The sequence below is a fragment of the Paenibacillus sp. 2TAB19 genome (genome assembly GCF_052115185.1).
Classification (GTDB): Bacteria; Bacillota; Bacilli; order Paenibacillales; family Paenibacillaceae; genus Pristimantibacillus.
Genome location: NZ_JBFRGE010000006.1, coordinates 86,624 through 109,854, shown reverse-complemented (window position 1 = coordinate 109,854; position 23,231 = coordinate 86,624). Strand labels below are relative to the sequence as shown.

Here is a 23,231-nt window from a genome sequence, read left to right as displayed (position 1 = left end):
TGAGGAGTATGAAACATATATTTGAGCAAGGCGACAATCCGAATGCGCCGACGCTGCTGCTGCTGCATGGAACGGGAGGCAGCGAACAGGATTTGCTTGGAATCGGGCGAATGATCTCTCCGGGCTCATCGATGCTAGGCGTGAAGGGCAATGTATCCGAGAATGGCGCTGCGCGTTTCTTCCGCCGGCTGGCAGAAGGCATCTTCGATGAAGAGGACCTGATCTTCCGTACGGAGGAGCTGAAGACGTTCGTCGACGAGAGCGCGGAGCAATACAAGTTCGACAGGAACAACGTTATCGCTATCGGCTATTCGAATGGCGCAAATATTGCAGGCAGCTTGTTATTCCACTATAAAGACGTGCTGAACGGCGCGATTCTATTCCATCCGATGGTGCCGCGAAGAGGCATCACACTGCCCGATCTAGGCGGAACCGCAATCTTTATCGGAGCAGGTGACAACGATCCGATCTGCCCGCCGAGCGAGACGACGGACTTGGCTGCCTTGTTGCAGGGCGCATCCGGTGAGGTGACGCTGCACTGGGAAAGCTACGGACATCAACTGACGCGCGGTGAAGTGCTCGAAGCGGCAAAATGGTTTAATACGAATTATGTTACTAACTAAATAGTGATTCCAAGTGGGAGCCCAATGCTGCAAGAGAGCATTGGGCTGTTTGCTGTTTGGATGGCGGTTCTATAAATGTTAGAACTGCAACCTGCTGCTTATAGGGATTATGCTAAGCATAAGGAAGAATCGTAACTCTGAGGGGATAATGAATATGATGCGAACATGGAGCAGGAATCAAATATGCCAGTATGTTACATCGAAGCTGATTGGATCAGGTGTGTTATATTTGTCGACGATCCTCATTATTAAGGGATTTCATTTTGAAGACTGGCCATCTACGGCCAAAAATCCTCTTCTGTGGTTTTGTTATTACGGTTACGCTACTATATGGTCTATTCTCGTCGATTTCCTGACACGCAAGATAATTCCGGAAGATCGAATTTTGTACAAGATCCCGCTCTATCTGTTTGGCGGCATATTACCTTTTGTGGTGATGATGGGCGGATTGAACCTTTTTTCGATGATAGCCAGTCTAATTGGAGTAGCATGCGCCAGTATTTATTACGGCGTCTCGAACTATGCTTATCATGCTAAGAAATTATGGCCGTATTCCGGCATTTTGTCGCTTGCGATGACCGTTTTTCTCATTGTGTTGGTTTTTCTGAAATAACGTAATTTTTTATTTGAATCAAATTTTATCTTCTTCTCTGCCACTCTGTTTTCTATGATTAAGATAGCTGTCAAGAGAGGGTGCGTACGATGAATATGAACGTCGAGTTGGAACAATGGATAATAGAAGCGGATATAGGGAGCATGAAGCTCGCTATGGAAAAGGGAGACTTAAGCTCGGAGCGGTTGACGGGGGCTTATTTGAAACGGATTAAGAAGTTCGACGGAAAGCTTAGGTCGGTGCTGGAAGTGAACCCGGATGCGATAGAGATTGCTAGAGAGCTGGACCGGGAGAGGATAGAGAAAGGCAGCAGAGGATCACTGCATGGCATACCGATTCTGCTCAAGGACAATATTGCAACGAAGGATCGGATGCATACAAGCGCAGGATCGCTGGCGTTAGCCGAATCGATTGCCGCTGCGGATGCCGCACTGGTCGAACAATTGCGGCTTGCAGGCGCTGTCTTACTCGGGAAGACGAATATGACGGAATGGGCAAACTTTATGGCTAACGGAATGTGGTCGGGGTACAGCGCAAGAGGCGGGCAGACGCTGCATCCGTACGGGCCGGGTGAACTGTTCGTCGGCGGATCAAGCTCCGGATCGGCTGTAGCTGTGTCGGCTAATTTAGCAGCGGCTGCAATCGGCACGGAAACGGACGGCTCGATCATTGAGCCGGCTAGTCAGAACATGGTCGTCGGCATCAAGCCGACGGTCGACCTTATTAGCCGCAGCGGTATCATTCCGATCTCTCATAGACAAGATACGGCAGGACCCATTGCACGGACGGTTACGGATGCGGCGATATTACTAGGGACATTAACCGAAATTGACTATACGCGATACTTGGATGCGATGTACTTGAAGCAAGCGCGCATCGGTATTCCGCGTTTCTACTATCGTCGTCTGCATAAAGAAAGACTTGCGATTATGGAGGAAGCGATCGCAATCTTGAAGGAGCAGGGAGCGACAATCATCGACGATGTGAAGCTGCCCTGCGAGGACGCAGAATGGGATCATGAGCTGCTCGCGATTGAATTCAAGCAAGGCGTGAATGCTTATTTGTCTGCATTGCCGATAACGCCAGATGCGTCCGTTAGCAGTTTGCGCGACGTAATCGCCTTCAATAAGGAGCATGCGGAAGCCGCATTGAAGTACGGACAAGGCGTGCTTGAATGGTCGGAAACGATGACCTTAACGACGGATGACCCTGCTTATTTGGCAAGAGCAGCCCTCACGAAAGAGAGGGCTCGCGGGCAAGGGATCGATTATGCGCTGAATGAGCATCAGCTGGATGCGCTGCTGCTGCCGGCGATGCATGACGAGCAAGATCCTGCTGCTATAGCAGGTTATCCGCTCATAACCGTTCCTGCAGGCTGGTCCGAGAAAGGCTATCGCCATCCGAACGACTTCTCGACGAGAGGACCGTTCGGCATTGCCTTCGCTGGAACGGCATCTAGCGAGCCGACCTTAATTCGGCTCGCCTACAGCTTCGAGCAAGCGACGAAACGCCGCTTCCCGCCTGATTTGGAATAATCGCGCCCCGCGTTAAGCTGGAAGCCCCGGCTCTTGCTCCTGTTTATGCTTCAGCTCGACAAGCAGCGCGTGCAGCTGCTCCGTCGCGAGGCCATGCAGGACGAGCCGGAAACCGGCTCTTAGCGTCGTCAGCGGCACCATCGGATGCTTGTTATTAATGAGCGCAAGCCGATCGTTGCTGCCGATAATTTTCGAAGCGAGAATGCCGATCGTTTCATCCAATTGCAATGAATTCGTAGCCCGCCAGAAGTCGTTGTCGGTCAGGAATAGCTGATACACGGGTGTGAAGCACTCAATCGCCGTCGTCAAATCCATGAAGTTCGTCCACCGCCTCGGCATCGGCTCGATAGGCAGCGGGCTTGACGTAATGGCCGCGAAGTTAAGCCGATCCTGCTTCGTCACTTCTAGCTTGTTGTCACGCAATTCCTTGTTCAAATTGATGACGAAGTTATATAAGTTGAGGTCATGGATGAGGAACAGATCATCCTTCACCGGCTCCAAATTCGTTGGCTTGAGCGGATTCATTGTGATGTTCACGCCCGGCACGTTGTCGCGAATAAACTGCAGTACTTCCGATCCGAGGTAGAAGTGGCGAAGGATCATATAGTTGGCGCTCGGGCTGACGAATGTTTTCATGCCCCAATGCAGCACCCGGTGCAGCAAACGGGAAGACGTGAGCGCCTTCGGTACGATGATTTTGTAGATTTGCAGCAAAATGATTAATAAACGGGCAAGCGGGCGAAGCAGCGGAAGCAGAAACTGCCGCGACCTGCTGGAGCAGTCCTTCAAATAGGCGGCCTTCGCCTCTTCATTGAACGGAATGCTCTGATCGAGATAGATCGCGAGAAAAGGATTCGGATCATTCCGGTCATGCTTCATATTACGGAAATAGTCAGCCTCGCTCATACGTTATTCAGCTCCTCTAACTGCAGCAAATATAACCGTGCCGTCGTCTTTGCCGTCTTCACGATGCGCGCCGCAATATCCGCCGTGAGCAGCGGATGATGCACGACCGTCTCCAGGCGCTCAAAGTGCAGCTCGTCGGAATCGCTATGATACAGCAAGAAAGACACCTGCTCGTCGTCTAGCCCAAGCTGGTCGCGAATCATTTCACCCCAATAACGGGCCATCCGGCAGCCGAGTCCCTCGATAATCCACATCGCGCCGATAAGATCGACCGGATTGTCGCGGCTCGCACGCTGGAACAGGTAGGCCGACAATGCCTCGCTGCCGATATTTTTCTCCCCTGTTTGAATAGCCTCCAAGTCTCCACCCACAGCTACATAATTGCGCTCCAGTATTTGAAAATCGCGGTGCTCGTCGCGCGCATGGGCAATGAACGTCGAGCGAAGATCGATATGCTCGATCGGGATGTAGGAGGCTGCCCGCGCGATCCATTGCGAGCCGTCGATGACCTGCTGTCGAATATTTTCCATTAATGCTTTGTAGTCGTTCATCGTGAACTTGCCCTCATACAGCTTGCGGATAACGGGTACGCGGGCCAGCTTCTGCTCGAAATCGATCCATACGCGTACAAGCTGGCGAACGAGCTGCGCCTGCACATCATTGGACGCGTCATACGCAAGCTGCGGGGCTTCGGGCACGCGCTCCTCGAACGGAGCTTTACTTGCCGAGTCCTTCGAACCGACAACCGTCATCAGCATATACGATGTTTGGAATCGGCCGCTCTCCGGCACCATGCACAGCACCCTTTCGCCTGGTGACAGCTTGCCGCTGCCAAGCAGCTCCTCCAGCATAATGTAGATCGATGCCGCTCCCGTATTGCCCCTCGTATATAGATTCGTGAACCATTTCTCCTCGGGAATCGTTAAGCCGCCCAGCTTCAGCAGCCGGAATATTTCGTCGCGGAAGAAGTGCGAGGAATAGTGGCATACCATCCAATCAATCGCGGAAGGATCGACGGCGCCCTCCTCCACAAGCTCGAAGAAACGATCGACACCAACTTTCGGCATTTCATTCACAAGCCGAATGTCTTGCTTCAGATTCATCGCCCCGTCGTCGGCTGCGTCATGTATGGACTGATAATCATGCCAGCAGGCATTCTCGTTGTTATCTTTATTAAACCCTGCGTACATGCATACGTCATAGCTGTTCGCATACGACTTGTTGTCGATCCACTCAATGCGAAGCGACAGACCGCTTACCGCCGGCGCGTTCTGTAAGACGGCTGCTCCCGCGCCGTCCGACAGCATGAAGCGCAGGAAGTCGGTATCGAACGGTACGGCGCTATCGCCATACGCTTGCTGCGCCTCGAACCGTGTATGCTTGAAGACGCGGCTCGGAAATTCGCTTGCGCATGATATGGCAATGCGGCTCTCGCCTGACAGCACTTGCAGATAGGCGTTTTTCATCGCCTGCATACCGCTGGCGCAGACGCCGTGATGCGTCGCGATTTCCATGACGGGCAAGCCGGTCTCGGCATGAACCATACTTGCGAAGCCTGGAACGAGCAAATCGCATTGCGTTGTGCCGACGGCGAGGAAATCGATCCCTTCATCCAGCGCGTTAGAATTGCGCGCGAGCGCATCTTGAATCGCTAAAGCCGCCATCTCGGCGTTGCTGTATAAGCTCCGTTGCTGCTTGTCGATCGCATAGTGACGGTAGCGTATTTTATTTTGCTCGAGGATGCGGCGTTTGGACTTGGAGCTCTTGCCGTTAATTCGGCCAAGATAGTCTTCCATCTCTTCATTGCCGATAGGCTCTCCCGGCAGAAATTTTCCCATGCTCGTTACATAGACGTGATTCATCCTGTACACCTCCTGAAGGATATGGTATATATCCCATAATCGCTTAAGGGGCTAGTAACGGATAGTTCCAACTTTTTATGGTACTGGTGCGTTACCCTAATTTTTTTGATGAAACCATTTCCGTTCTCATGTGTCATTGTAGTAGGGAAGAGGGTGAGAGACAGTTGGAGATTGATAAGCAATTAAAGGAATGGATGGAGCAATATTACGATCGGCTCTGCTATGTAGCCTATACGTATGTGCGGGATCGGAGCAGAGCGGAGGATGTCGTGCAGGAGGCATTCGTAAATGCTTATCTCAAAGTACGGCAATTGAAGGATATGGATCGGCCGTACCCATGGCTCGTTCGAATCGTCATTAATCAATGTCTGAACACGATCCGGAATCAGAAGCGGGAGAAGCTGGCTGAGCATGTTCCGGAGATAAGTATCGCCAGCACGGAGGACGTGTACATGCAGCGCAGCAGAGATAAGGAAGTGTACGCAGGCATTATGGGCTTGGCAGACAAATTCCGGATACCGATTATTTTGTATTATTTTGAGGAGATGTCTGTCAAAGAAATTGCCTATGCTCTTGCAATCGGTGAGGGAGCGGCGAAGACGCGGCTGGCAAGAGGACGGAAACAATTAGAGAATCGATTAAGAAGAGGTGATAGCGATGAATTTGGAGAGTCGTATTCGTCAGGCAAAACCGGCTTATCTCCGCGCTAATAGTGACCAAGCGGAAGCGGCCATATTGGACAAAATGCTGCAGCGGGAGACAGCCCCGGTTCAAAAGAGAAGCCGCATAGGCAGAGGAAGTATTGCTATTGCAGCCGCGGCGGCGGTTATTATTTGCCTCATAGGTTCAGGATTCGTGTCGCCGATGATGGCGAGCGCGCTTAACCAGCTGCCGCTTATCGGCGGATTGTTCGGTCAGGCAGGCGATGCCGGGCTGAAGACGGTGGCCGAGCAAGGGATGATTCAGAATGTGAATACGAGCGTAACCCATGAGGGTGTGACGTTCACGATATCGGATATGATGTACGACGGTACTCGAATTTCGATGGTGCTGACGAGAGAGACGAGTGACGGCAAGAACCCGCCGCTTAAGAAGTGGGTGGACAAATCGAGGGATGTGTATATTGCTGCTTTGAAAAAAGACGAAACGCCAAGCGATGTCATCGAGGTTCGCGCGAATGGTGTAAAACTGGCCGTCTCGCGTCACCTGGCCTCTGATATTGCGTATCATCATTCCTCCATTCTAACGATACAGCCGGACGTAGGAGCAACCGGGTCATCGGCATTCGATTTGCCAGAGCGTTTCGAATTCGAGGTTAAGATTCAGGATGCGACGATTAATCAAGAATTCAAGCTGACCTTCCCTGTTGAGAGGACGACGAATCAATATATCGTGCTTGCCTCTGAGGAAGCGAAGACGCAAGGCGATTATGATATGAGCATAAGTAAGCTGGAAATGACGGAAGCCACGATGCAGCTTGAGGTTTTGCTGCACTTCAAGGCAGGCCAAGAGATGGAGCCGATCGGCGATTACATGAACTACGACATCGTGAATGAAAGAGGAGAGGTCGCAACACTGCTAGGCGGAACTTCTACCCCTGGGGCAGCCGAGAACACGTATCTGAACGTTCTAATGTTCGAGCCGTTCAAGGAATTGCCGAAGACGCTTATCGTAAAGCCTTACAAGCAGGAGAACACAAGGGAGAAGCAATACTTGAAGGATCTGGAATTTACGCTCCCCGTCATCTCAAAATAAAAGAGAAGCCAAGATGAGGCGGAACGATGTCTTCTACTGCTGCGGATAGCTCGATCGAGTCATGTGCGGAAGCGGCTTTTTAAGCGAAAATAAGAGAGAGTTCGTTTAAAGAGCAAGGAGGGCTTGGCTTGACGGAAGAGCAGGAGAAGAAGGTATCGTTTTGGCTGTTTACCGCTTGGGCAGTTGCCGTATTAGCTACGTCGGGAAGCTTGTATTTCAGCGAGGTTCAACATTTTGTACCTTGCAGCTTATGCTGGTTCCAACGCATATTCATGTATCCGCTGACGCTGCTGTTCATAGTGGCGTATGCCAAGGGGGATAAAGGCATCGTGTCGTATGCACTGCCTCTCGTCGCGATCGGCGGAGGTTTCTCATTGTACCACATGATTTTGCAGAAACTGCCGCATGATTCGGCGCTTAGTGCATGCGGTCCGGTTTCGTGCAAGGGCGACTATCTCAACTGGTTCGGCTTTATTACGATACCGATGCTTGCGCTAACAGCGTTCATCATCATCTTGGTCGCGCTGCTTCGAATTAGAGCGGTTGTGAAACAATCGGAACAATAATAAGACCTGCGTCAGTTCTTATCAGATTGTCAAGAAACCCAACGTTCTTTCGAGCGTTGGGTTTCTTTGTTTTTAGGGCTCCGTTTGATTAATTATAGCTTGTTAAAACGAAAGAAGGCTCGTCGCCGGCGTTGCCCTCCATATCGAAGGTGCTATAGTAGCCATCAACGACCGAACGGCTGATTGTCTGGGTTGGCATATCAATCTTTACGATTTCGGTGTAAGGCATCTCATTCGGAAACTGTTGCGTGCGTTGGTTATAAATATCAAGCAAGTCGCCGTATAGGAGGAAGTAGATACTGTTTCCGTGCCTGATGAGCGACCCTATATCCGCATAGTTTTGGCGGAACACCGTATTCACCTCATTACGAGCCAAATCGATCGCCAATATCCGATAGCCTTGAACGAGATAATACAGTTCCGACGATTCATCGACGATCAAGGTGCTTTCCCCCTGTGTCGTCGTATCATAAATGCCGTCGGGAGTGGAACGAGGATAGGCCAGCGTGCTTAGCCAATTGCCCTGTCGATCGAACCGCTCCAGCCGATGGTCAAGCAGAACAACCATCTCGTCCTTGTAAGGGATGATCTTAACATGTGCTCGCATGTTGACCGTGTAGCCTGTATAAAGGGAACGTGACCTCTGTTTCTTGGCATCGTATTGATAGAGGAAACCTCCCAAGTAATACCAAGTAAGTCCAGATGTCGTATCCACGTACAATTGTTGCGGCATGAACCCTTCGAACATCGCTTTTTTCTTGTTTGCCGTGGATTCGAATGGCAGCTGTTTCGTATTCAGAAGCTTAAACTGCGAGTCAACCGTTAATTGACCCGCGACCGATGCAATATGCAATTGATCGCCGTCAGCGGTTAGCTGGTAAGGGTTATGAACGGCGAACTCGGCTTCTACCTCCAGCTTGTCATTCAGCTTGATGACGCGTGAGCCTTCCGTATCCGCGATAAACCAAGCGTCCCTCCAACGAACGAAGTCCATCGCTCCTAGCCCGCCTGCCGCCTCCCCGATCATAACTTTAACCGTGATTGGAAGCTCTCCAAGCTCGTGCAGCTGCCCGTCCGTATATTCATAGAAATAACGATCGTATAACGCAAACCACTGGGATCCATACTTGCGGAATACTTTCGCATAACCATAATCTCCTTCTATTCTTACTTCGCCAATTTCGTTAAGCAGCTCTTGAGGAATTGAATCATTCGTATTGTAATCCTGATAGCTCCATTCGGGAATCTCGTAGCTGAAGTATGGGGGAATATAAGCGGGACGCTCTTCCTTCTTGACGACGAAATCTTTCAAGGGAGAAGACCATAGATGACTGGCAGACGTATCCTTCGTATTAACGAGATCATATAAGGAAATATATTTGGTTACTCCTTGCACGTCGTACTCCGCAAGCGTTCCTTTCACAGCTGTCAATCGTCCTTCTGTCGTTGGAAAATGACTATACGTCGGTATGTTAGTGTCGAAAGGCGCATCTTCTTTGTAAGCAATCACTTCAATCTGCTCGGGAGTAATTCGGGTGAACGCGTAGCTGTTCAGATCCTGCCACTCTCCTTCCCATAGCCTCGGTTCATAAGGCATATAGGCGAATGATTCGTTGAGAATGGATATGGCCTCATCGCCAGCCTCATTGTTGAACCGGCCGACTAACCGACTTGTTTGTCCTTCTGAAGACAACATTTGCTTTACGTCGATTAAGCTATAGTCCGTAAAGCGCCACACAAAGAGATAAGGTTGGATATAAAGCAGGCTGCTGTACTCGTCGGAAAAGGTGTAAACGTCAGGACCTCCAGGTAAATGAAAGGTATGCTCGTTTTTGAAATAGCGCAGTTGATTATCAGATCCGGGCTCTTTCGGATCCGGAGTGAACGTTCTCGGGCTGTTGTTGGGGATCCATTCTTTATGTGAGGGGGCGACGATGTACTCGGAAAAGTTGGATATGCCATTGCGCGCCATGACGAGAAATAGGCTGGGTTCATTGGCGGCTGTGATGGCTAGCACCTGTTGCGGTCCAAAATAAATGTTGTCCAGCTCGGTAACAGCGGGCGTAGGCTGCGTTTGCACCGAGATCCATGCACCGCGATGTCCTTCTTGCTCGGAACTGCTGTCGATAAGCTGAGTGCCAATTAGCAGGGCATTACCGCTAACCCATGCTTGTGTGGGGAGAGAATGTTCCCATGTATAGAGGACTCGCTCGTCTACTCCGTCCGATGAGTAATTGAGGTGCGAGTTCTGTACGTAAATGCTGCTATGATCCTTCTTCCAGAGCACAAGCGGCTCTGCCGTATCGGGATCAAACGGTTCTGAGGGAGGAGACCAGTCCGGTGCTGCGTCAGCAATTGGTTGTGCCGAGACAAGAGGTGTTACTGCAGGTATGACCGCCTCGCGCTCGGGCTTAGCATCGGCTGCCATATAAAGATAAAGGATGACCGTAAGCACCGGAATACCGATACATACGGTCCAAATGATTCGCCGCCTGCGCAGCTCCATGATAGCCACTCCCTCATTCGATCGCATAATTTATTCCATTTATAGACGAATGATGCAGAGCGTATGTTGCTGTCAGCGGTGTTATATCTTCTATTCCGATTCCATCACATAAGCAAGCAGCAGCGCTGCCGTATTAACGACCGCTTCGGCATGTGTCCGTTCCATGCCGTGCGAGGCATGAACGCCTGGACCGATGAGAGCGGCACGGATATTGCTTCCTCCGCGCAGCGCAGCGGAAGCGTCCGAGCCGTAGTGCGGATAGATGTCGACGGCGTACGGAATCTGCTCGCGCTTCGCCAGCTCAATCAGACGGCTCGTCATATTATAATCGTATGGGCCGGAGGAGTCTTTGGCGCAGATTGATACATCCAGCTCCGTCGTGGTTAGATCGTCGCCGATCGCCCCCATATCGACGGCGATCATTTCCGTAATGTCGCTCGGAATGTGGGAGCTGCCGTGCCCAACCTCCTCATAGGTGGACAGGATGAGCTTGAGCGTATGAGCCGGAGTCTGGCCGGTCCGTTTCAGCCATTCCAGCAAGCCGAATAACGCAGCTACGCTAGCTTTATCATCGAGATGGCGCGACTTAATCCAGCCGTTAGGCAATACGCGCGTTCGAGGATCCCACGAAATGAAATCGCCGGCGGCGATGCCCAGCTTATCGGTATCTTCCTTGGATTTCACGGCTTCGTCGATCCGAATCTCCATATTCGCTTCCTCGCGTTTCCAATCGCGCGCATCGGTGTACACATGAACGGAAGTTTTGGAAGACAATACCGTTCCTTCGTATGTACGGCCGTCACGGGTGTGAACCAGACAGTACTCGCCCTCAACGGTATGCATGTTGTATCCTCCAACAGGCGTGAAGCGGATCATGCCGTTCGGCTTGATGGAGCGAACCATAGCCCCAAGCGTATCGACATGGGCGGATAAGCCGATGACTCGTTCGTTGCCCGGTCCAGGCAGTGTAATGATTGCATTGCCTTTTGGCGTCATTTCGAGCGCATAACCGAGCCTTCCGATCTCTTCTTGTACGTATTTTATAATGTCCATGCAGAAGCCGCTCGGACTCGGAATGCGCAGCAGCGCCTCCAGCTGGTTAACGATATAGGAGCGGTCAAGCTGTGTTGCGTATGTTTCAGACATAGTCGGGGCTCCCCTTTTGTTTGTTATTTGGAGTTAATTTTATATGACCAATATTCAGAAATCGTGAAAATAGTTGCGAATACTTGTTAAGAGTAACAGTAAGCTAAGCAGTATGCCAAGAACGAGTATTGGCTCATTCGCAAAAAAATTCCAAAAATATGAAACACAACCGAATCGGTGACGTTTAAATGAGAGCTGCAGCAATTCATTATTCAAGAGGGGGATCTAGTTTGGTTGGCTTTATTGTATTCTTAGCGGTTACAACGATTTCATTTATTATCTTTTTGGTGCTTGGTTTAAGTGTCTCGTTTAATAATTTCGAGCGCAGTAAGGATAGGCGATACAAAAAGTATTTTTTAATTAGTATGTTCATTTTTCTTATTTCATTGATCGGCTGTACGGGAAATATGCCCGATGAAGTAGAGCAAAAGATTAGAAGCCAATTAAGCGAGAATGCGCCGAACGCTAGCCCTGCTGCCACGACTGCCGTACCATTGCTAAATACAAAAAACGGTTTGGCGGGAACGGATTCAACGAATAATCCTATGTCTACTGAAGCGCCAACCCAAGTAACTAGCAATGAGAATGATAACGGCACTAATGACGATAATAATAATGATGATGATGATAATGATGATCCAAAGAAGAAGATTAAACCAACTGCCAAGCCTAGCGCTACCAAAAAACCTGCCGTGAAGCCCTCGGTTACCAATAAACCGGATTCGAAGTCAACAAAGAAGCTTATTCCGGACGCCAATCAAGGTACAACGAGAAAACCAACCGCAACGAAGAAACCTTAAATCCAAAATACGCATTAGAGGCAACCTGCCAAATAAAGTGAAAATACAGGTTGTCTCTTTTCTTTTTGCAAATAGTCACTTCTGTCGCACGTAACTTTATGTAACAATTATCCGCCTAGCCTCGTCTAGCCTAATAATGAAAGATGGGGGAGAACCAGATATGGGGAAATGGAAAACGGTGATTGTAGCGCTTATGATGTGTATGCTGCTTGCAGCATGCGGCAGTAACGATCAGAAGCAGGTCCCCGGTACGAATACTAGCTCAGAGTGGAGAGAAGATTACGATATCAATGAATCGAATGATGTTATTGCGATGCATAACAGAGTCAGCAATTGGGAGAAGCTTGATTCGTTCACGGATGGGAATGAGGGCATGCAGCGGATCGTGCATTACACGATCGAAGGAGACCCTATCTTTTATGATTTGAAATATAGCAAAAGCGGCTTCCAGCTTCGTTACGATACGAGCGAAGACAAGTTCGGCTCTCCGCTCGTGAAGGTATACGATTGCAAAGGCTTCGAGAAGCGCGAGTCGGAAGTCGATCTTCGATATACATTAACCGGCTGCAAGGGTGAAAGCGACGAAATTGACGTGCTGACGCTAGACTATAACGTCTCGGAGCAGGATTTGTTCGAATTCACGTTACTGCACGGCATAACGGAGAAGAACGAGATCCATACGGCAGAGCATAAGCTCGTCAAGGATCTTCAGAATGGAGAGGTAGCGGAGCTATCCGACTTCACGCTTACGAGTGAAGAACGCGGTCTCATCTACAAGGAAATGGTTCTTGCTAATTATTTGGAAGAGAAGAAGCTGTCGGCCGCATGCGACGTGAAGCCTCATGCCAGCTACAACTTAACCGTTCGTATTAATGGCGGCGAGAGGCATTATGAATGGTCGGAATGCAACAGCGGCGAAGATAACGAGGCGATGACGAAGATGGTGCAGAAGGTTATCGCGATCGTAGAAGGGAAGGATGAGTACAAGGCGCTGCCGGAGGTTAAAGGGGGTTATGATTAAGGCATGTTAGCGAAGAATCGAATACAGATGCTGAGCGGATTGCATCGCATATTCCTTGCGTACAGGGGAGCCGCCCTCTAGCACGACGAGGCAAGGGACGCTTGCGATTTGCCATTGGTCGCGCAGCTTAGGCGCATAGTTAATGTTTATTTTGTAGAGCGGGGTCTTGACGCCTGTCGCTTCGGCAATTTCGAGCATTCGCTCTCCGACCATACAGGTGCCGCATAACGGCGTGAATAAAAAGACGCCAGTCTGGCCGCCGTTTTGTTGGATTCGATCTAATAAAGTTGCTTCTTCGAGCTCTTGGATAGCCATGTTTACGCACCTCTTACTTCACTTATTACTTGTARTTTACTATATTTTATTCAGATATTCAATCTATCCGCGCCATGAAAGGGGAGTAGTGCTTCATGTCAATGAGAAAAAGAACGATTGGGATCTCGATTGCTGCGGTTATCGTACTATTATGGGCGGCAAGCTTCCTGTCGCCGGAATGGACGATTAGAAGACATATTTTGGAGAGTTTGCAGCCGATTAATAGCTTGAAGGCGGATATTTCGACGACGAGCAGGGTGGATCCGCAGTATGGGTATTTATATAGTGTGGACGGCTACATGAACAGGGCAACAGGCGACGAGCTTGGAGCGGTTTATTTGAAAAAAACGGGCATTTTCTGGTACGTAGCTAGCGCAGGCACAGGGCCTTGATGTTATAGGATACTTAGAATAGGGACATGAATGGAATGTGAAGTGAACCGCAGCGGTTCTCGAAAATGATTAGATGAGGTGATGAAATCGTGGTATCCCGAACTCGGAAATTCGTATGGATTGGCATCATTGCGGCGGTACTATGCGCAGCTCTTCTCACGTGGCTGTTGCTGCAAAAGGGGAGGCAGGTTGAAACTCTCACTCATCTAAATGAGAACCTATCCGCTGCGAGTGTGCAATTAGCTCAAACCGAGGAGAAAATAATCGCTTTGTTCGGTGAAGGCGATTATGTGGAAGGCTTCGGCGGATATCTTCGGACCTATGAGGACAAAGGCATTCGCATCGGTTTTTCCGGAGACAAGGACAATGATCTTTATGGCCAAGTGAGCTCCATTGCCTTTTGGGAACCAGCCTATGCCGTGTACGGCATCAACATTGGAGATGATAGGAAGGCTGCGATCGAGATGCTGTTGTCGMAAGGCTATAAGCATTTGACGGAGGGATTATATCACAATGGCGAATACGTCATTTCACTGAGCGGCGCTGATAAAGTAGAGCTCATCCAAATTTGGTTCGACGACAAAGATCTGAGGAACAGACAGTATTAATTATAGTGGCGGTTTCTGCTCCAAGGTCTAATAGTTAGTAGGTAAATTCTATTAATCTATATCTGACCATAATTCAAGAACGATATATATACCTTTCTGATGCTAGTATATACCTATTTTTCGAATAAATAGATAGCCGTCTATCCGATTTGAGATAAATGTCCATACCTCCAGCACACCACTAGAGTACTATACAATAAATCAAAGTGGAGGTGTGTGCATTGGGGTGTAATAAGCCTAAGAGAAAAAGTAGTTGTATAAAAGTGGATACGCTTGTCTGGCCATCTATGGAACCTAAAGGGACAAAGAAAAAGTGCAAGCGGAAAAGAAAAGATTGCTGCAAAAAAATCATCATCAGAAAGAGAATTGTTCGTGTAATACGGAATATTAATAGTGCTGGTAGTGTAGGCTCAGCAGGCTCGGTAGGATCGGCAGGCAGTGTAGGTTCTGCAGGGTCGGTCGGCCCAGCTGGAGAAGTAGGATCGGCGGGCAGTGTAGGGACTGCGGGCGCAGTAGGTTCAGCAGGCGCGGTAGGCGCTGCAGGTGCTGTAGGCGGCACTGGAGCTACTGGAGCTGCCGGTGCTACCGGTGCGACTGGTGCCACCGGTGCGGCAGGTGGAGTTTCACAGTACGGGTATATTTATAACCTAACTTCTCGAGTCGTTGCGTTAGAAGAGGATATTATTTTTGATACTAATGGTATTCTTACGCCAGGCATCACGCATACCCCAGGAACGACTCAGATTTCGGTTAGTGAGACGGGCCACTATGAGGTTACTTTTTCCGCGTCGGGTCAACAACCAAACCAATTTACGATATTTTTAAATAACGCGCCCGTTGCTGGAACCGTATATGGTTCGGGTGCCGGCACTCAGCTAAGCAGCGGTCAGGTGATAGTCGCTATGTCGGCCGGTGATTTTATTACGCTGCGAAATCACACTTCAACTGCCGGAGTTACTCTTCAGCCTCTAGCCGGAGGTACGCAAATAAACGTAAATGCCTCTATTGTTATTAAAAAGTTAAATTAGTTGGGAATCGTAGGAGCGCTATTTGTGCAAAATAGCGCTTTTTTCGTTGAATTGATGGAAATAAGGTGTCCTAGATTCGCAACTGATCCAGATTGAGGGGATTCGGCAAAATAGCGATGCTGGAATTCCTAACGGCAGGCGTACGGGCGGACCGATTCTACGCCTGCTTCGAGGCGTAGTTTTTCTGATACTGCCGTGGCGTCAGCCCGGTCCACTTCTTGAAGGTGGAGCTGAAGTGGCGCTCCTCCTGATAGCCGACGAGCTTGGCGACGGCGTATATTTTGTAGCTCTCGCGGAGCAGCTCCTTCGATTTCTCGACGCGGAACTGATGCAAGTAATCGAGGAAGCCGACCCCGAGCTCTTGCTTGAACAGCGAGCTTAAGTAGCTGTTGCTGACGAACGTCTCCTTCGCGGCCAGCTCCAGCGTCAGGTTCGTATTGTACCTCGCTTTAATAAGCTCGATCGTCGCTTGCACGGTGCGGTGAACCGTCTTCTGCTTGGAGACGGCTTCGACGATGCTTTGGACGATCTTCTGCAGAATCGCCGCGCACTCCTCCAAAGTCTCCATCCTCGGAATGCTGTCTACGCCATTTACCACATTATCTTGCCATTCGATCGACGGGGCGCTCCGCTCTTGGGCGAACTTCTGCAGCTCCAGTATGAGGCCTGTCACCCGCAACACAACATCTGCCTTCGTGTAGCGGGTATTGTCCCTAATATAGCTGAAGCCAGCTTCTATGACGTCAACGGCCGCCGCATATTGCTCGTTCTGCAGGAAGGTGAGCAGCTCCTTCTCCATACGGTGCAAGTAAGCGTCGTCGAGAATGGACGTCCGCGAGGCCGATTGTCCCGGCGATTCGCTATACACATAGATGCCGCCTTTGCCTTGGTAGAATCGTCCCTCCATTGCAGACAACGCTTGTTGATAGCCGGTGTGCGCATAGTCGACGGAAGCTTGGATAGAGCTAAGCGACAAAGAGATGGACAGCTTCAAGAAAGCTTCCAGATTCGCTTGCAGCGTGCGCAACGACTGCTCAACCTGCCAAGCAGGCGTGTCAGGCCCGCAGCTGCCGATCCATAACATCTCATCGTCATGGCGGAATACTTCAATCTTGCCGCCGTATAAAGGAGCTAACGATTCGCCGGTAATATTCAGCATGGCATATCGAATGAGCTCTAGATCCTGCATCGTCTCGAATGCTCGCGTGCTGCCGCCCGAATCGATCTGGAGCATGCCGATCTGGATCGGTCCATTGTCGAGGGAGAGGGAAACCTCTTGCATAGCGATGGAGCGGTTCTCAAGCGGCATTAGCGGCTGTTGAACCCATTGGGACAGAATTTGATTTTTGAGCAGATGAACATTTCGCTTCCACGTCCGGTTGAGCGCCTTCACCTCGTTGCCGCTCGATTCCATCGCCTCGATCTTGCCCTTCACTTCAAGAATTACGCGTATAATATCTGCCGGCATACATGGCTTGAGCAAGTAGTCGGAAACGCCAAGCTTGATCGCTTCCTTCGCGTATTCGAATTCGTTGTAGCCGGTAAGCAGCACCGTATGGAACTGGGCGCCGGTCGCCCGCGCCTCGCGAATAAGATCAAGACCATTCAAGTATGGCATCCGAATATCCGTCAGCAGGAGGTCGGGCGGATCGGCAATAATCATATCGAGCGCTTCGCGGCCATTCGCCGCTTCACCCGAAATCTCAATACCGTAGAGCTGCCAATCGATTAAACCTACGATTCCTTCGCGGAACGACTGTTCATCCTCCGCCACGATCATTTTAAGCGACATGTCCGTCGACCCCCTGTTTAATTCGAACTTGTACTCTCGTACCGATGCCTTCTCTGCTCTCGATATCGAATACCGACTGCTCATAGAACAATGCAAGCCGCTCCTTAATATTGGACAACGCCATCCCCGAATGCGAGACGACCGTGTTGCTGTTGCGGAGCGGTATGCCCCCCTTGCCAAGCAGCCTCTTCACCTGCTCCTCCGGCATGCCCGGCCCGTTGTCCGTCACCTCGAGAACAGCCCATTCCTGCTCGGCATACGCCCGAACATAGATGATGCCGTTGCCTTCCGAAGGCTCAATGCCATGAATAATGGCATTCTCGACGAGCGGCTGCAGCAGCAGCTTGGGCATCTGCAGTTTGGAGACAATAGGATCCATCTCGATCTCGAAGCTGAACCGGCTCGTATACCTTTTTTTCTGCAGGAACAAATAATGGCGGACAAGCTCCATCTCCTGCTCCAGCAGGGCGTATTCGTTGCCGCTGTTAAGGCTTAGCCGGAACACCTGCGACAGCGATACGACCATCTCCGATATTTCGTTATCACCCTTCTGAACGGCGCTCCAGTTAATCAGATTCAAAGTGTTGTATAGAAAGTGCGGGTTGATCTGCGATTGCAGCGCCTTTAGCTCCGCTTCCCGCTGCTTAAGGCTTGATGCGTATACATCGTCGATAAGCATCTTGATCTGGCTGACCATTGAATTATACAAGTAGCCGAGCCGGCCGATCTCATCATTGCCGGTGAAGCTGACGCGCTGCGAGAAGTCGCCGATCTGCAATGCTTTCATCGAATGCATCAGCTTCTTCATCGGATTCGTTACAACGCGGGCGATCACCCAAGAAAGCAAAATCGCGATGATGCTCACGATCGCCATGATCGTTACCGTGGCCGATCCGATATGGTTCAGCTCTGCGACGAGCGTGCTGCGGTCCTGTATGACGACCGTATGCCAGCCGGTCACCTCGGAATACGAGTCCGATACGATGAAGCTGTCATTCCGCTTCAGCGCGTCCAGTGCCAAGCCCGCCTCGATATCAACGCTAAGCTCTTGCTTGACGAGAGGCAGGCTCGTAATCGGCTTGCCGATCCACGATATATCGGTGGCGGCAAGCACGATGCCCCGCTCGTTCACGATGAACTGCGCGCCATCGCCATCGTTTTGGCCGTAGCCTTTGTCGTGGAACAGACTTCGGCTGAGCTTATCGGCGTCGAGGCCGAGGATGAGCACGCCGTTTTGCTTATAGTCGTAGAAGCTCTTGAAGTTCTTTATGAGGACAAGCTTGTAATGGTTGTCTCCGGTCAATATATTGTCGGAGGGGATCAACATATCCCATATCACTTTGCTCTTCGATGCGTTCAGTCGTTCGTAGTAGGAGGTCAGCTGGAAGGATGGCAAGCTAATGGCGCTTGCAATGCCGGTCTGCGTAATGGTGAACGGCTGTCCATTGGAATCGTCGCCTGGTACGGGGTACAAGATGAGCGATTGGATCGTCTCGCCCGTAACCATCAGCGGCAGCAGGCTCTTGTAGACCAGATCGCGGCGCTGCGGCGTGTCGCCGTTCATGACCATGCCCTGCACGGTCGGATTGAGGAACAGGTAGTTCGCGAAGCTAAGCGTATTGTTCGCTACGAAGTCGAGCTGATCCTTCGTCTTGAGGGCCATGCTCATCTGGGCTTGTCGAATCTTATCGACAACCTCGCCGGAGGCGATCGTATACGAGTAAAAGCCTGTAATGCCGACGGTGACGATCAGCAGCGGGATGACGAGCGCCAGCAGCTTGCGCTGCAGCGGCATATTTCGCAGGGAGGGGGACAGTAGCTTCATACGCTTCACCTTTTTTAATAGAAATGTAAGAGTAAAATCAGTATAGCAACAATTTTCCTTCATGCGGCGGTTTTTCCCAATCATCCAAAAAATGAAGCACCTATTCTAAATTTTGAAGCATATTTTGCCGAAACTTAAYACGATATAATGGGTGCAGAACAGGGCATGCCTGGTCAAACAAATGAAGGTGGGGTTTGGATGAAAAGATTACTGCTCGTATTCGCAGCCGTTATTCTCGTGTTCACGATGGCGGCCTGCAGCTCAGGCAAAGAAAACAACGAAGGCAATGACAAGAGCACGAACGCTCCGAAAGCGACCGACAAGCCGGCGGCTACCGAAGAGGCCAAAGATCCGGAACCTGAGCAAATTACGCTGAAGTTTTTCACGGCGCTTGCCGATCGCGCAAGCGGTTCAGGCAAGATCGAACAGGACATTATCGATGCCTATATGAAAGAAAATCCGAACGTGAAGATCGAAGTAGAGGCGCTGCAGGATGAGCCCTACAAAGCGAAGGTGAAAGTGTACGCTTCGACGGATGCGTTGCCAGATATTATTCAATCTTGGGGTCAGTCCTCCTTCATCAAGCCGCTCATCGACAGCAACATGCTGCTCGAGTTGAACCCTGGCGATTTCACGGAAAACAACTTTGTTGCGGGTGCGACCGACGGCTTCTCGCAAGGCGGCAAGCTGTACGGATTGCCAAGAAGCACGGACTTCCTGGTCATCTACTACAATAAGAAGCTGTTCGCGGATAATGGACTTAATCCGCCGACAACGAAAGAAGAGCTAATCGAAGTATCGAAGCAATTCAAGGCGAAAGGCATCAATCCGATCACGACGAACGCGATGGAAGGCTGGTCGCTGCCGATCTGGTTCGAATATGCGGCTCAGCGCGCAACAGGCGATTTCAACAAGATCGACCAAGTTCTTGAAGGTACTGGCAAGTTCGCAGGCGATGCAGACTTCCTGACAGCAGCACAAGATTTGCTTGCGCTTGCGGAGAATAAGGCGCTTGCCGACGGCTTCCTGACGGCAGACTACGGCACGTCCCGCAACCTGTTCGGCCAAGGCCAAGCCGCGATGTACATCATGGGCAACTGGGAAGCGGGCCTCGCGCTTGACGAGAACTTCCCGGAAGACTTCCGCAATAACGTAGGCGCTATTCCTTACCCAGCATCCGACAAAGGCAAAGCATCCGATGTAGCGGCGTGGTTCGGCGGCGGTTACTCCGTGTCGAGCGCATCCAAGCATCCGGAAGCGGCAGTCGCCTTCCTGAAATATTTCTTCAAGCCCGAGAACTGGGCGAAGCAAGTATGGCAGACAGGCGCAGGCACGCCGGCGCAGCAATTCGAAGCGTTCCTCACCGGCACGGAGACGTCGCTTCAGAAGGAGCTGGTCTCGATATTCAGCTCGATCTCTTCCTCCAGCGGCACCCCAGTGCTCGATAAAGGAACGGAGGAGTTCAAGACGAAGGTGATTGAGGYGCACCAGCAGCTGTTCGGCAAGCAAATAACGCCAGAGCAGTTCCTTGATCAGATGGACGCGGCAGTAGCCGTATTGAAATAGCAAGCCGGATAAGGAGCAGGCGAAATCAAGTTCGGCTGCTCCTTGTCTTCACTACATTTTCTCATTAAGCAAGGTAAGGGAGTAGGAGAGGCCATGCATAAGCTGCTGAGCAATCGATTGACGATATTATGGCTTGTAGCGCCTGGATTATTGTTGTTTCTGTTCATGGTTTGTTTTCCGATCGCCATGAGCGMTTATTACGGTACGACCAATTGGACGGGGCTTGGCGATTACCAATTCGTCGGCTTCAAGAACTATTCCAATATTTTGTTCCATGATCCCGTCTTCTGGCGTTCATTGCGGAACGCTTTGCTGCTGCTCGCCGCGACACTGCTTATTCAGCATCCCATCGCGCTGTTGTTCTCCATTCTCGTTACGCATGCCGGGAGGCTGGAGAAGCTGTTCCGGACCGTATTCTTCATTCCGGCCGTTATTTCCGTTGTTGTTACTTCGAAAATGTGGGTTAGCGTATTCCATCCGAACTACGGGATGTTAAATAAAGCACTCGACGGGGTAGGGCTCTCTGCTTGGAAGCAGGATTGGCTCGGCGACCCTCAGCTAGCTATCTGGTGCATTATCGTTGTCGTCATGTGGCAAGGATTCGGTTATGCGCTGCTGCTCTATTACGCAGGCTTGCAAGGCATTCCGAAGGATTTATTCGAGGCGGCAGAGCTGGATGGAGCGGGACCGGTGAAGCTGTACACGAAGCTGGTCATTCCCCTGCTGACGCCAATGGTCCGCGTCGCGGTCGTTATTGCAGTAACCGCTTGTCTCAAGCAGATGGAGACGGTCTTCCTTATGACGAACGGCGGACCGGCCAATACGACCCAGTTCATCGGAAACTATTTGTATAAGTCCGCCTTCACGTCATCTTTGTACGGCTACGGCAACGCCATATCCGTCGTATTCGTCATCATCTGTTTGTTCATAACCGTCGCGATGAACAAAGCGTTCAAGAAGGATGTCGGCGAGTTCTAACTAGACTAGCTAAGGAGTGATATGTCTATGGAAGCTATCAAACCAATCACGGCGACTCCGCGGCAGCCTAAGAAGTTGAGGCAGCGGCTGACCGTAGGCGCGCTGCTCGGTCGAACGACCCTTCATACCGCATTGTGGATCGTCGCGCTGATACAGATTTTTCCCCTCGTATGGCTCATCAACTATTCGTTCCTAAAGAGCGGCGATTTCTTCGGCAGCAGTCTGCTGAAGTGGCCGAAGTCGCTCGAGTGGCAGAACTATCATAATGCATTTACCTATGGCAGTGTGCCGCGCTTTCTGCTGAACAGCTTGATCATTACAACGATTACGATACTCGTAGCCGCCGTGCTATCGCTGATGTTAAGTTATGCCTTCTCGCGAATGGAATGGAAGCTGCGCGGCACGACGCTTTCCTTCATCATGCTGGGCATGATCGTCCCGATCCATGCGACGCTGCTGCCCAACTTCATCCTGTTCGATCAGCTTAGTCTCATCGATAATCCATTGTCGCTTATTTTGCCGTATATCGCCTTCTCTCTGCCGATCAGCACGCTTATTATATCGGGCTTTCTGGAGACGATTCCGAGGAGCATTGAGGAGTCCGCCGTCATGGACGGCTGCTCGGTGTTCGGTGTTATCTTCCGCATTATATTGCCGATGACGAAGCCGGCGATTGCTACCGTATGCATTATGAATTTCATCAGCTGGTGGAATGAATTCATTATGGCGAATACGTTCCTGACGTCAGAGAGCTTCAAGACGCTCCCGTTCTCGATCATGAAGTTCGCCGGGCAATACTCGTCTAATTACGGCGCCCAGTTCGCTGTTATGACGATGATCGCGCTGCCGACAGTCATTACGTATCTGCTGTTTACCGAGCAAATGTCGCGCGGGATTACGGCGGGAGCGGTCAAAGGATGACAAATAAATAGAGAAACGGCCGTGCAGGTCTTAGTCCCTGCGCTGCCGTTTTTTTGTATGTCCTGCTGTCCGCAACATTCCTTCTGGAAGGATATTGAATTTTAGATGGTGTGTCCTAGCTTTTTGAGTGGATTTTGTGCAGTCAAATGGCTGGAAAAGATGCGATATCAGAGTTTGATTGGATTTTGTACAGTCATATGGACAGAGTAAACTCGCTGAGGGCCAAAATTCCAGTTTTGACTGCATGTTTTCCACTCAAAAGTCGCTTAACAGGCGATTGGGATCAATTAGACTGTATGAAATACAGGCAAAACGTCATATCAGCCGGTGAGGCCGGGCACTCAAATCCCCCTTCAAAAGCTGACTTGACCATAAAAATGAAAGCGTTGTATTTTGATACATTCCGTTGTTTTGTTGAGTAGAATGAGGGCGCTTACAATATTAGAATTACAGTATCAAATAGAAATGGGGGG

Annotated in this window: 21 protein-coding genes; 14 read left to right on the top strand and 7 right to left on the bottom strand. The window is 50.5% G+C overall.

Going from position 1 to position 23,231, the window contains the following annotated elements:
- Positions 1-8 precede the first annotated feature (8 nt).
- From AB4Z33_RS04400 to AB4Z33_RS04390, 3 genes are all read left to right on the top strand, one after another.
- Positions 9-623, top strand: a complete 615-nt coding sequence (locus AB4Z33_RS04400) for an alpha/beta hydrolase (RefSeq protein WP_442048748.1) — start codon at positions 9-11, stop codon at positions 621-623.
- A 154-nt stretch (positions 624-777) separates the two neighbouring features.
- Positions 778-1,236 (top strand): hypothetical protein, encoded by a 459-nt coding sequence (locus tag AB4Z33_RS04395; protein WP_442048747.1) that lies wholly within the window; start codon positions 778-780, stop codon positions 1,234-1,236.
- Positions 1,237-1,331: 95 nt separating this feature from the next.
- The gene (locus AB4Z33_RS04390; protein WP_442048792.1) at positions 1,332-2,771 is read left to right on the top strand and encodes an amidase family protein; all 1,440 of its coding nucleotides are present in this window, start codon (positions 1,332-1,334) and stop codon (positions 2,769-2,771) included.
- A gap of 12 nt (positions 2,772-2,783) precedes the next feature.
- Here the strand turns inward: AB4Z33_RS04390 and AB4Z33_RS04385 are convergent, their stop codons facing one another.
- Both AB4Z33_RS04385 and AB4Z33_RS04380 read right to left on the bottom strand, forming a co-directional pair.
- Positions 2,784-3,677 carry a DUF6999 family protein gene (locus AB4Z33_RS04385; RefSeq protein ID WP_442048746.1) on the bottom strand — a complete coding sequence of 298 codons (894 nt, stop codon included), beginning with the start codon at positions 3,675-3,677 and terminating at the stop codon, positions 2,784-2,786.
- Positions 3,674-5,539 carry a 3-oxoacyl-[acyl-carrier-protein] synthase III C-terminal domain-containing protein gene (locus tag AB4Z33_RS04380; RefSeq protein WP_442048745.1) on the bottom strand — a complete coding sequence of 622 codons (1,866 nt, stop codon included), beginning with the start codon at positions 5,537-5,539 and terminating at the stop codon, positions 3,674-3,676. Before AB4Z33_RS04380 ends, AB4Z33_RS04385 begins: the two co-directional genes overlap by 4 nt.
- A gap of 164 nt (positions 5,540-5,703) precedes the next feature.
- On the opposite strand from AB4Z33_RS04380, the gene AB4Z33_RS04375 reads away from it, so the two are divergent.
- From AB4Z33_RS04375 to AB4Z33_RS04365, 3 genes are all read left to right on the top strand, one after another.
- Positions 5,704-6,249 carry an RNA polymerase sigma factor gene (locus AB4Z33_RS04375; RefSeq protein WP_442048744.1) on the top strand — a complete coding sequence of 182 codons (546 nt, stop codon included), beginning with the start codon at positions 5,704-5,706 and terminating at the stop codon, positions 6,247-6,249.
- Entirely contained in the window at positions 6,197-7,294 is a 1,098-nt protein-coding gene (locus AB4Z33_RS04370) for a DUF4179 domain-containing protein (RefSeq protein WP_442048743.1), read from the top strand. Before AB4Z33_RS04375 ends, AB4Z33_RS04370 begins: the two co-directional genes overlap by 53 nt.
- 128 nt (positions 7,295-7,422) lie before the next feature.
- The gene (locus AB4Z33_RS04365; RefSeq protein ID WP_442048742.1) at positions 7,423-7,860 is read left to right on the top strand and encodes a disulfide oxidoreductase; all 438 of its coding nucleotides are present in this window, start codon (positions 7,423-7,425) and stop codon (positions 7,858-7,860) included.
- Positions 7,861-7,948: 88 nt separating this feature from the next.
- Here AB4Z33_RS04365 and AB4Z33_RS04360 read toward each other — a convergent pair whose 3' ends face one another.
- The gene (locus AB4Z33_RS04360) at positions 7,949-10,366 is read right to left on the bottom strand and encodes a hypothetical protein (protein WP_442048741.1); all 2,418 of its coding nucleotides are present in this window, start codon (positions 10,364-10,366) and stop codon (positions 7,949-7,951) included.
- Positions 10,367-10,456: 90 nt separating this feature from the next.
- Complete coding sequence (locus AB4Z33_RS04355; protein WP_442048740.1) at positions 10,457-11,512, bottom strand: M42 family metallopeptidase; 1,056 nt, start codon at positions 11,510-11,512, stop codon at positions 10,457-10,459.
- Positions 11,513-11,700: 188 nt separating this feature from the next.
- Between AB4Z33_RS04355 and AB4Z33_RS04350 the strand changes: the two genes are divergently transcribed.
- Positions 11,701-12,312 carry a hypothetical protein gene (locus tag AB4Z33_RS04350; protein WP_442048739.1) on the top strand — a complete coding sequence of 204 codons (612 nt, stop codon included), beginning with the start codon at positions 11,701-11,703 and terminating at the stop codon, positions 12,310-12,312.
- Positions 12,313-12,472: 160 nt separating this feature from the next.
- Entirely contained in the window at positions 12,473-13,333 is an 861-nt protein-coding gene (locus AB4Z33_RS04345; RefSeq protein ID WP_442048738.1) for a DUF4362 domain-containing protein, read from the top strand.
- Positions 13,334-13,339: 6 nt separating this feature from the next.
- Here the strand turns inward: AB4Z33_RS04345 and AB4Z33_RS04340 are convergent, their stop codons facing one another.
- Entirely contained in the window at positions 13,340-13,648 is a 309-nt protein-coding gene (locus AB4Z33_RS04340; protein ID WP_442048737.1) for a thioredoxin family protein, read from the bottom strand.
- 95 nt (positions 13,649-13,743) lie between these two features.
- Here AB4Z33_RS04340 and AB4Z33_RS04335 point away from each other — a divergent pair, with 95 nt between their 5' ends.
- From AB4Z33_RS04335 to AB4Z33_RS04325, 3 genes are all read left to right on the top strand, one after another.
- Complete coding sequence (locus AB4Z33_RS04335; protein ID WP_442048736.1) at positions 13,744-14,040, top strand: hypothetical protein; 297 nt, start codon at positions 13,744-13,746, stop codon at positions 14,038-14,040.
- A gap of 233 nt (positions 14,041-14,273) precedes the next feature.
- Complete coding sequence (locus AB4Z33_RS04330; RefSeq protein WP_442048735.1) at positions 14,274-14,648, top strand: hypothetical protein; 375 nt, start codon at positions 14,274-14,276, stop codon at positions 14,646-14,648.
- Positions 14,649-14,869: 221 nt separating this feature from the next.
- Positions 14,870-15,676, top strand: a complete 807-nt coding sequence (locus tag AB4Z33_RS04325; RefSeq protein ID WP_442048734.1) for a BclA C-terminal domain-containing protein — start codon at positions 14,870-14,872, stop codon at positions 15,674-15,676.
- Positions 15,677-15,833: 157 nt separating this feature from the next.
- Here AB4Z33_RS04325 and AB4Z33_RS04320 read toward each other — a convergent pair whose 3' ends face one another.
- Both AB4Z33_RS04320 and AB4Z33_RS04315 read right to left on the bottom strand, forming a co-directional pair.
- Entirely contained in the window at positions 15,834-17,468 is a 1,635-nt protein-coding gene (locus tag AB4Z33_RS04320) for a response regulator transcription factor (RefSeq protein ID WP_442048733.1), read from the bottom strand.
- Positions 17,458-19,263: a sensor histidine kinase gene (locus AB4Z33_RS04315; RefSeq protein WP_442048732.1), complete on the bottom strand. Its 1,806-nt coding sequence runs from the start codon at positions 19,261-19,263 to the stop codon at positions 17,458-17,460. The genes AB4Z33_RS04320 and AB4Z33_RS04315 overlap by 11 nt, the downstream gene beginning before the upstream one ends.
- A gap of 228 nt (positions 19,264-19,491) precedes the next feature.
- Between AB4Z33_RS04315 and AB4Z33_RS04310 the strand changes: the two genes are divergently transcribed.
- From AB4Z33_RS04310 to AB4Z33_RS04300, 3 genes are all read left to right on the top strand, one after another.
- Positions 19,492-20,859, top strand: a complete 1,368-nt coding sequence (locus AB4Z33_RS04310; protein ID WP_442048731.1) for an ABC transporter substrate-binding protein — start codon at positions 19,492-19,494, stop codon at positions 20,857-20,859.
- 93 nt (positions 20,860-20,952) lie between these two features.
- Complete coding sequence (locus AB4Z33_RS04305; RefSeq protein WP_442048730.1) at positions 20,953-21,837, top strand: carbohydrate ABC transporter permease; 885 nt, start codon at positions 20,953-20,955, stop codon at positions 21,835-21,837.
- Positions 21,838-21,864: 27 nt separating this feature from the next.
- Positions 21,865-22,758 carry a carbohydrate ABC transporter permease gene (locus AB4Z33_RS04300; protein WP_442048729.1) on the top strand — a complete coding sequence of 298 codons (894 nt, stop codon included), beginning with the start codon at positions 21,865-21,867 and terminating at the stop codon, positions 22,756-22,758.
- Positions 22,759-23,231: the final 473 nt, after the last annotated feature.

Coding starts and splice junctions, on each gene's coding strand:
- AB4Z33_RS04400 (WP_442048748.1), top strand. CDS start 9: ATGAAACATATATTTGAGCAAGGCGACAATCCGAATGCGCCGACGCTG.
- AB4Z33_RS04395 (WP_442048747.1), top strand. CDS start 778: ATGATGCGAACATGGAGCAGGAATCAAATATGCCAGTATGTTACATCG.
- AB4Z33_RS04390 (WP_442048792.1), top strand. CDS start 1,332: ATGAACGTCGAGTTGGAACAATGGATAATAGAAGCGGATATAGGGAGC.
- AB4Z33_RS04385 (WP_442048746.1), bottom strand. CDS start 3,677: ATGAGCGAGGCTGACTATTTCCGTAATATGAAGCATGACCGGAATGAT.
- AB4Z33_RS04380 (WP_442048745.1), bottom strand. CDS start 5,539: ATGAATCACGTCTATGTAACGAGCATGGGAAAATTTCTGCCGGGAGAG.
- AB4Z33_RS04370 (WP_442048743.1), top strand. CDS start 6,197: ATGAATTTGGAGAGTCGTATTCGTCAGGCAAAACCGGCTTATCTCCGC.
- AB4Z33_RS04360 (WP_442048741.1), bottom strand. CDS start 10,366: ATGGAGCTGCGCAGGCGGCGAATCATTTGGACCGTATGTATCGGTATT.
- AB4Z33_RS04355 (WP_442048740.1), bottom strand. CDS start 11,512: ATGTCTGAAACATACGCAACACAGCTTGACCGCTCCTATATCGTTAAC.
- AB4Z33_RS04350 (WP_442048739.1), top strand. CDS start 11,701: ATGAGAGCTGCAGCAATTCATTATTCAAGAGGGGGATCTAGTTTGGTT.
- AB4Z33_RS04345 (WP_442048738.1), top strand. CDS start 12,473: ATGGGGAAATGGAAAACGGTGATTGTAGCGCTTATGATGTGTATGCTG.
- AB4Z33_RS04340 (WP_442048737.1), bottom strand. CDS start 13,648: ATGGCTATCCAAGAGCTCGAAGAAGCAACTTTATTAGATCGAATCCAA.
- AB4Z33_RS04335 (WP_442048736.1), top strand. CDS start 13,744: ATGTCAATGAGAAAAAGAACGATTGGGATCTCGATTGCTGCGGTTATC.
- AB4Z33_RS04320 (WP_442048733.1), bottom strand. CDS start 17,468: ATGTCGCTTAAAATGATCGTGGCGGAGGATGAACAGTCGTTCCGCGAA.
- AB4Z33_RS04315 (WP_442048732.1), bottom strand. CDS start 19,263: ATGCCGCTGCAGCGCAAGCTGCTGGCGCTCGTCATCCCGCTGCTGATC.
- AB4Z33_RS04300 (WP_442048729.1), top strand. CDS start 21,865: ATGGAAGCTATCAAACCAATCACGGCGACTCCGCGGCAGCCTAAGAAG.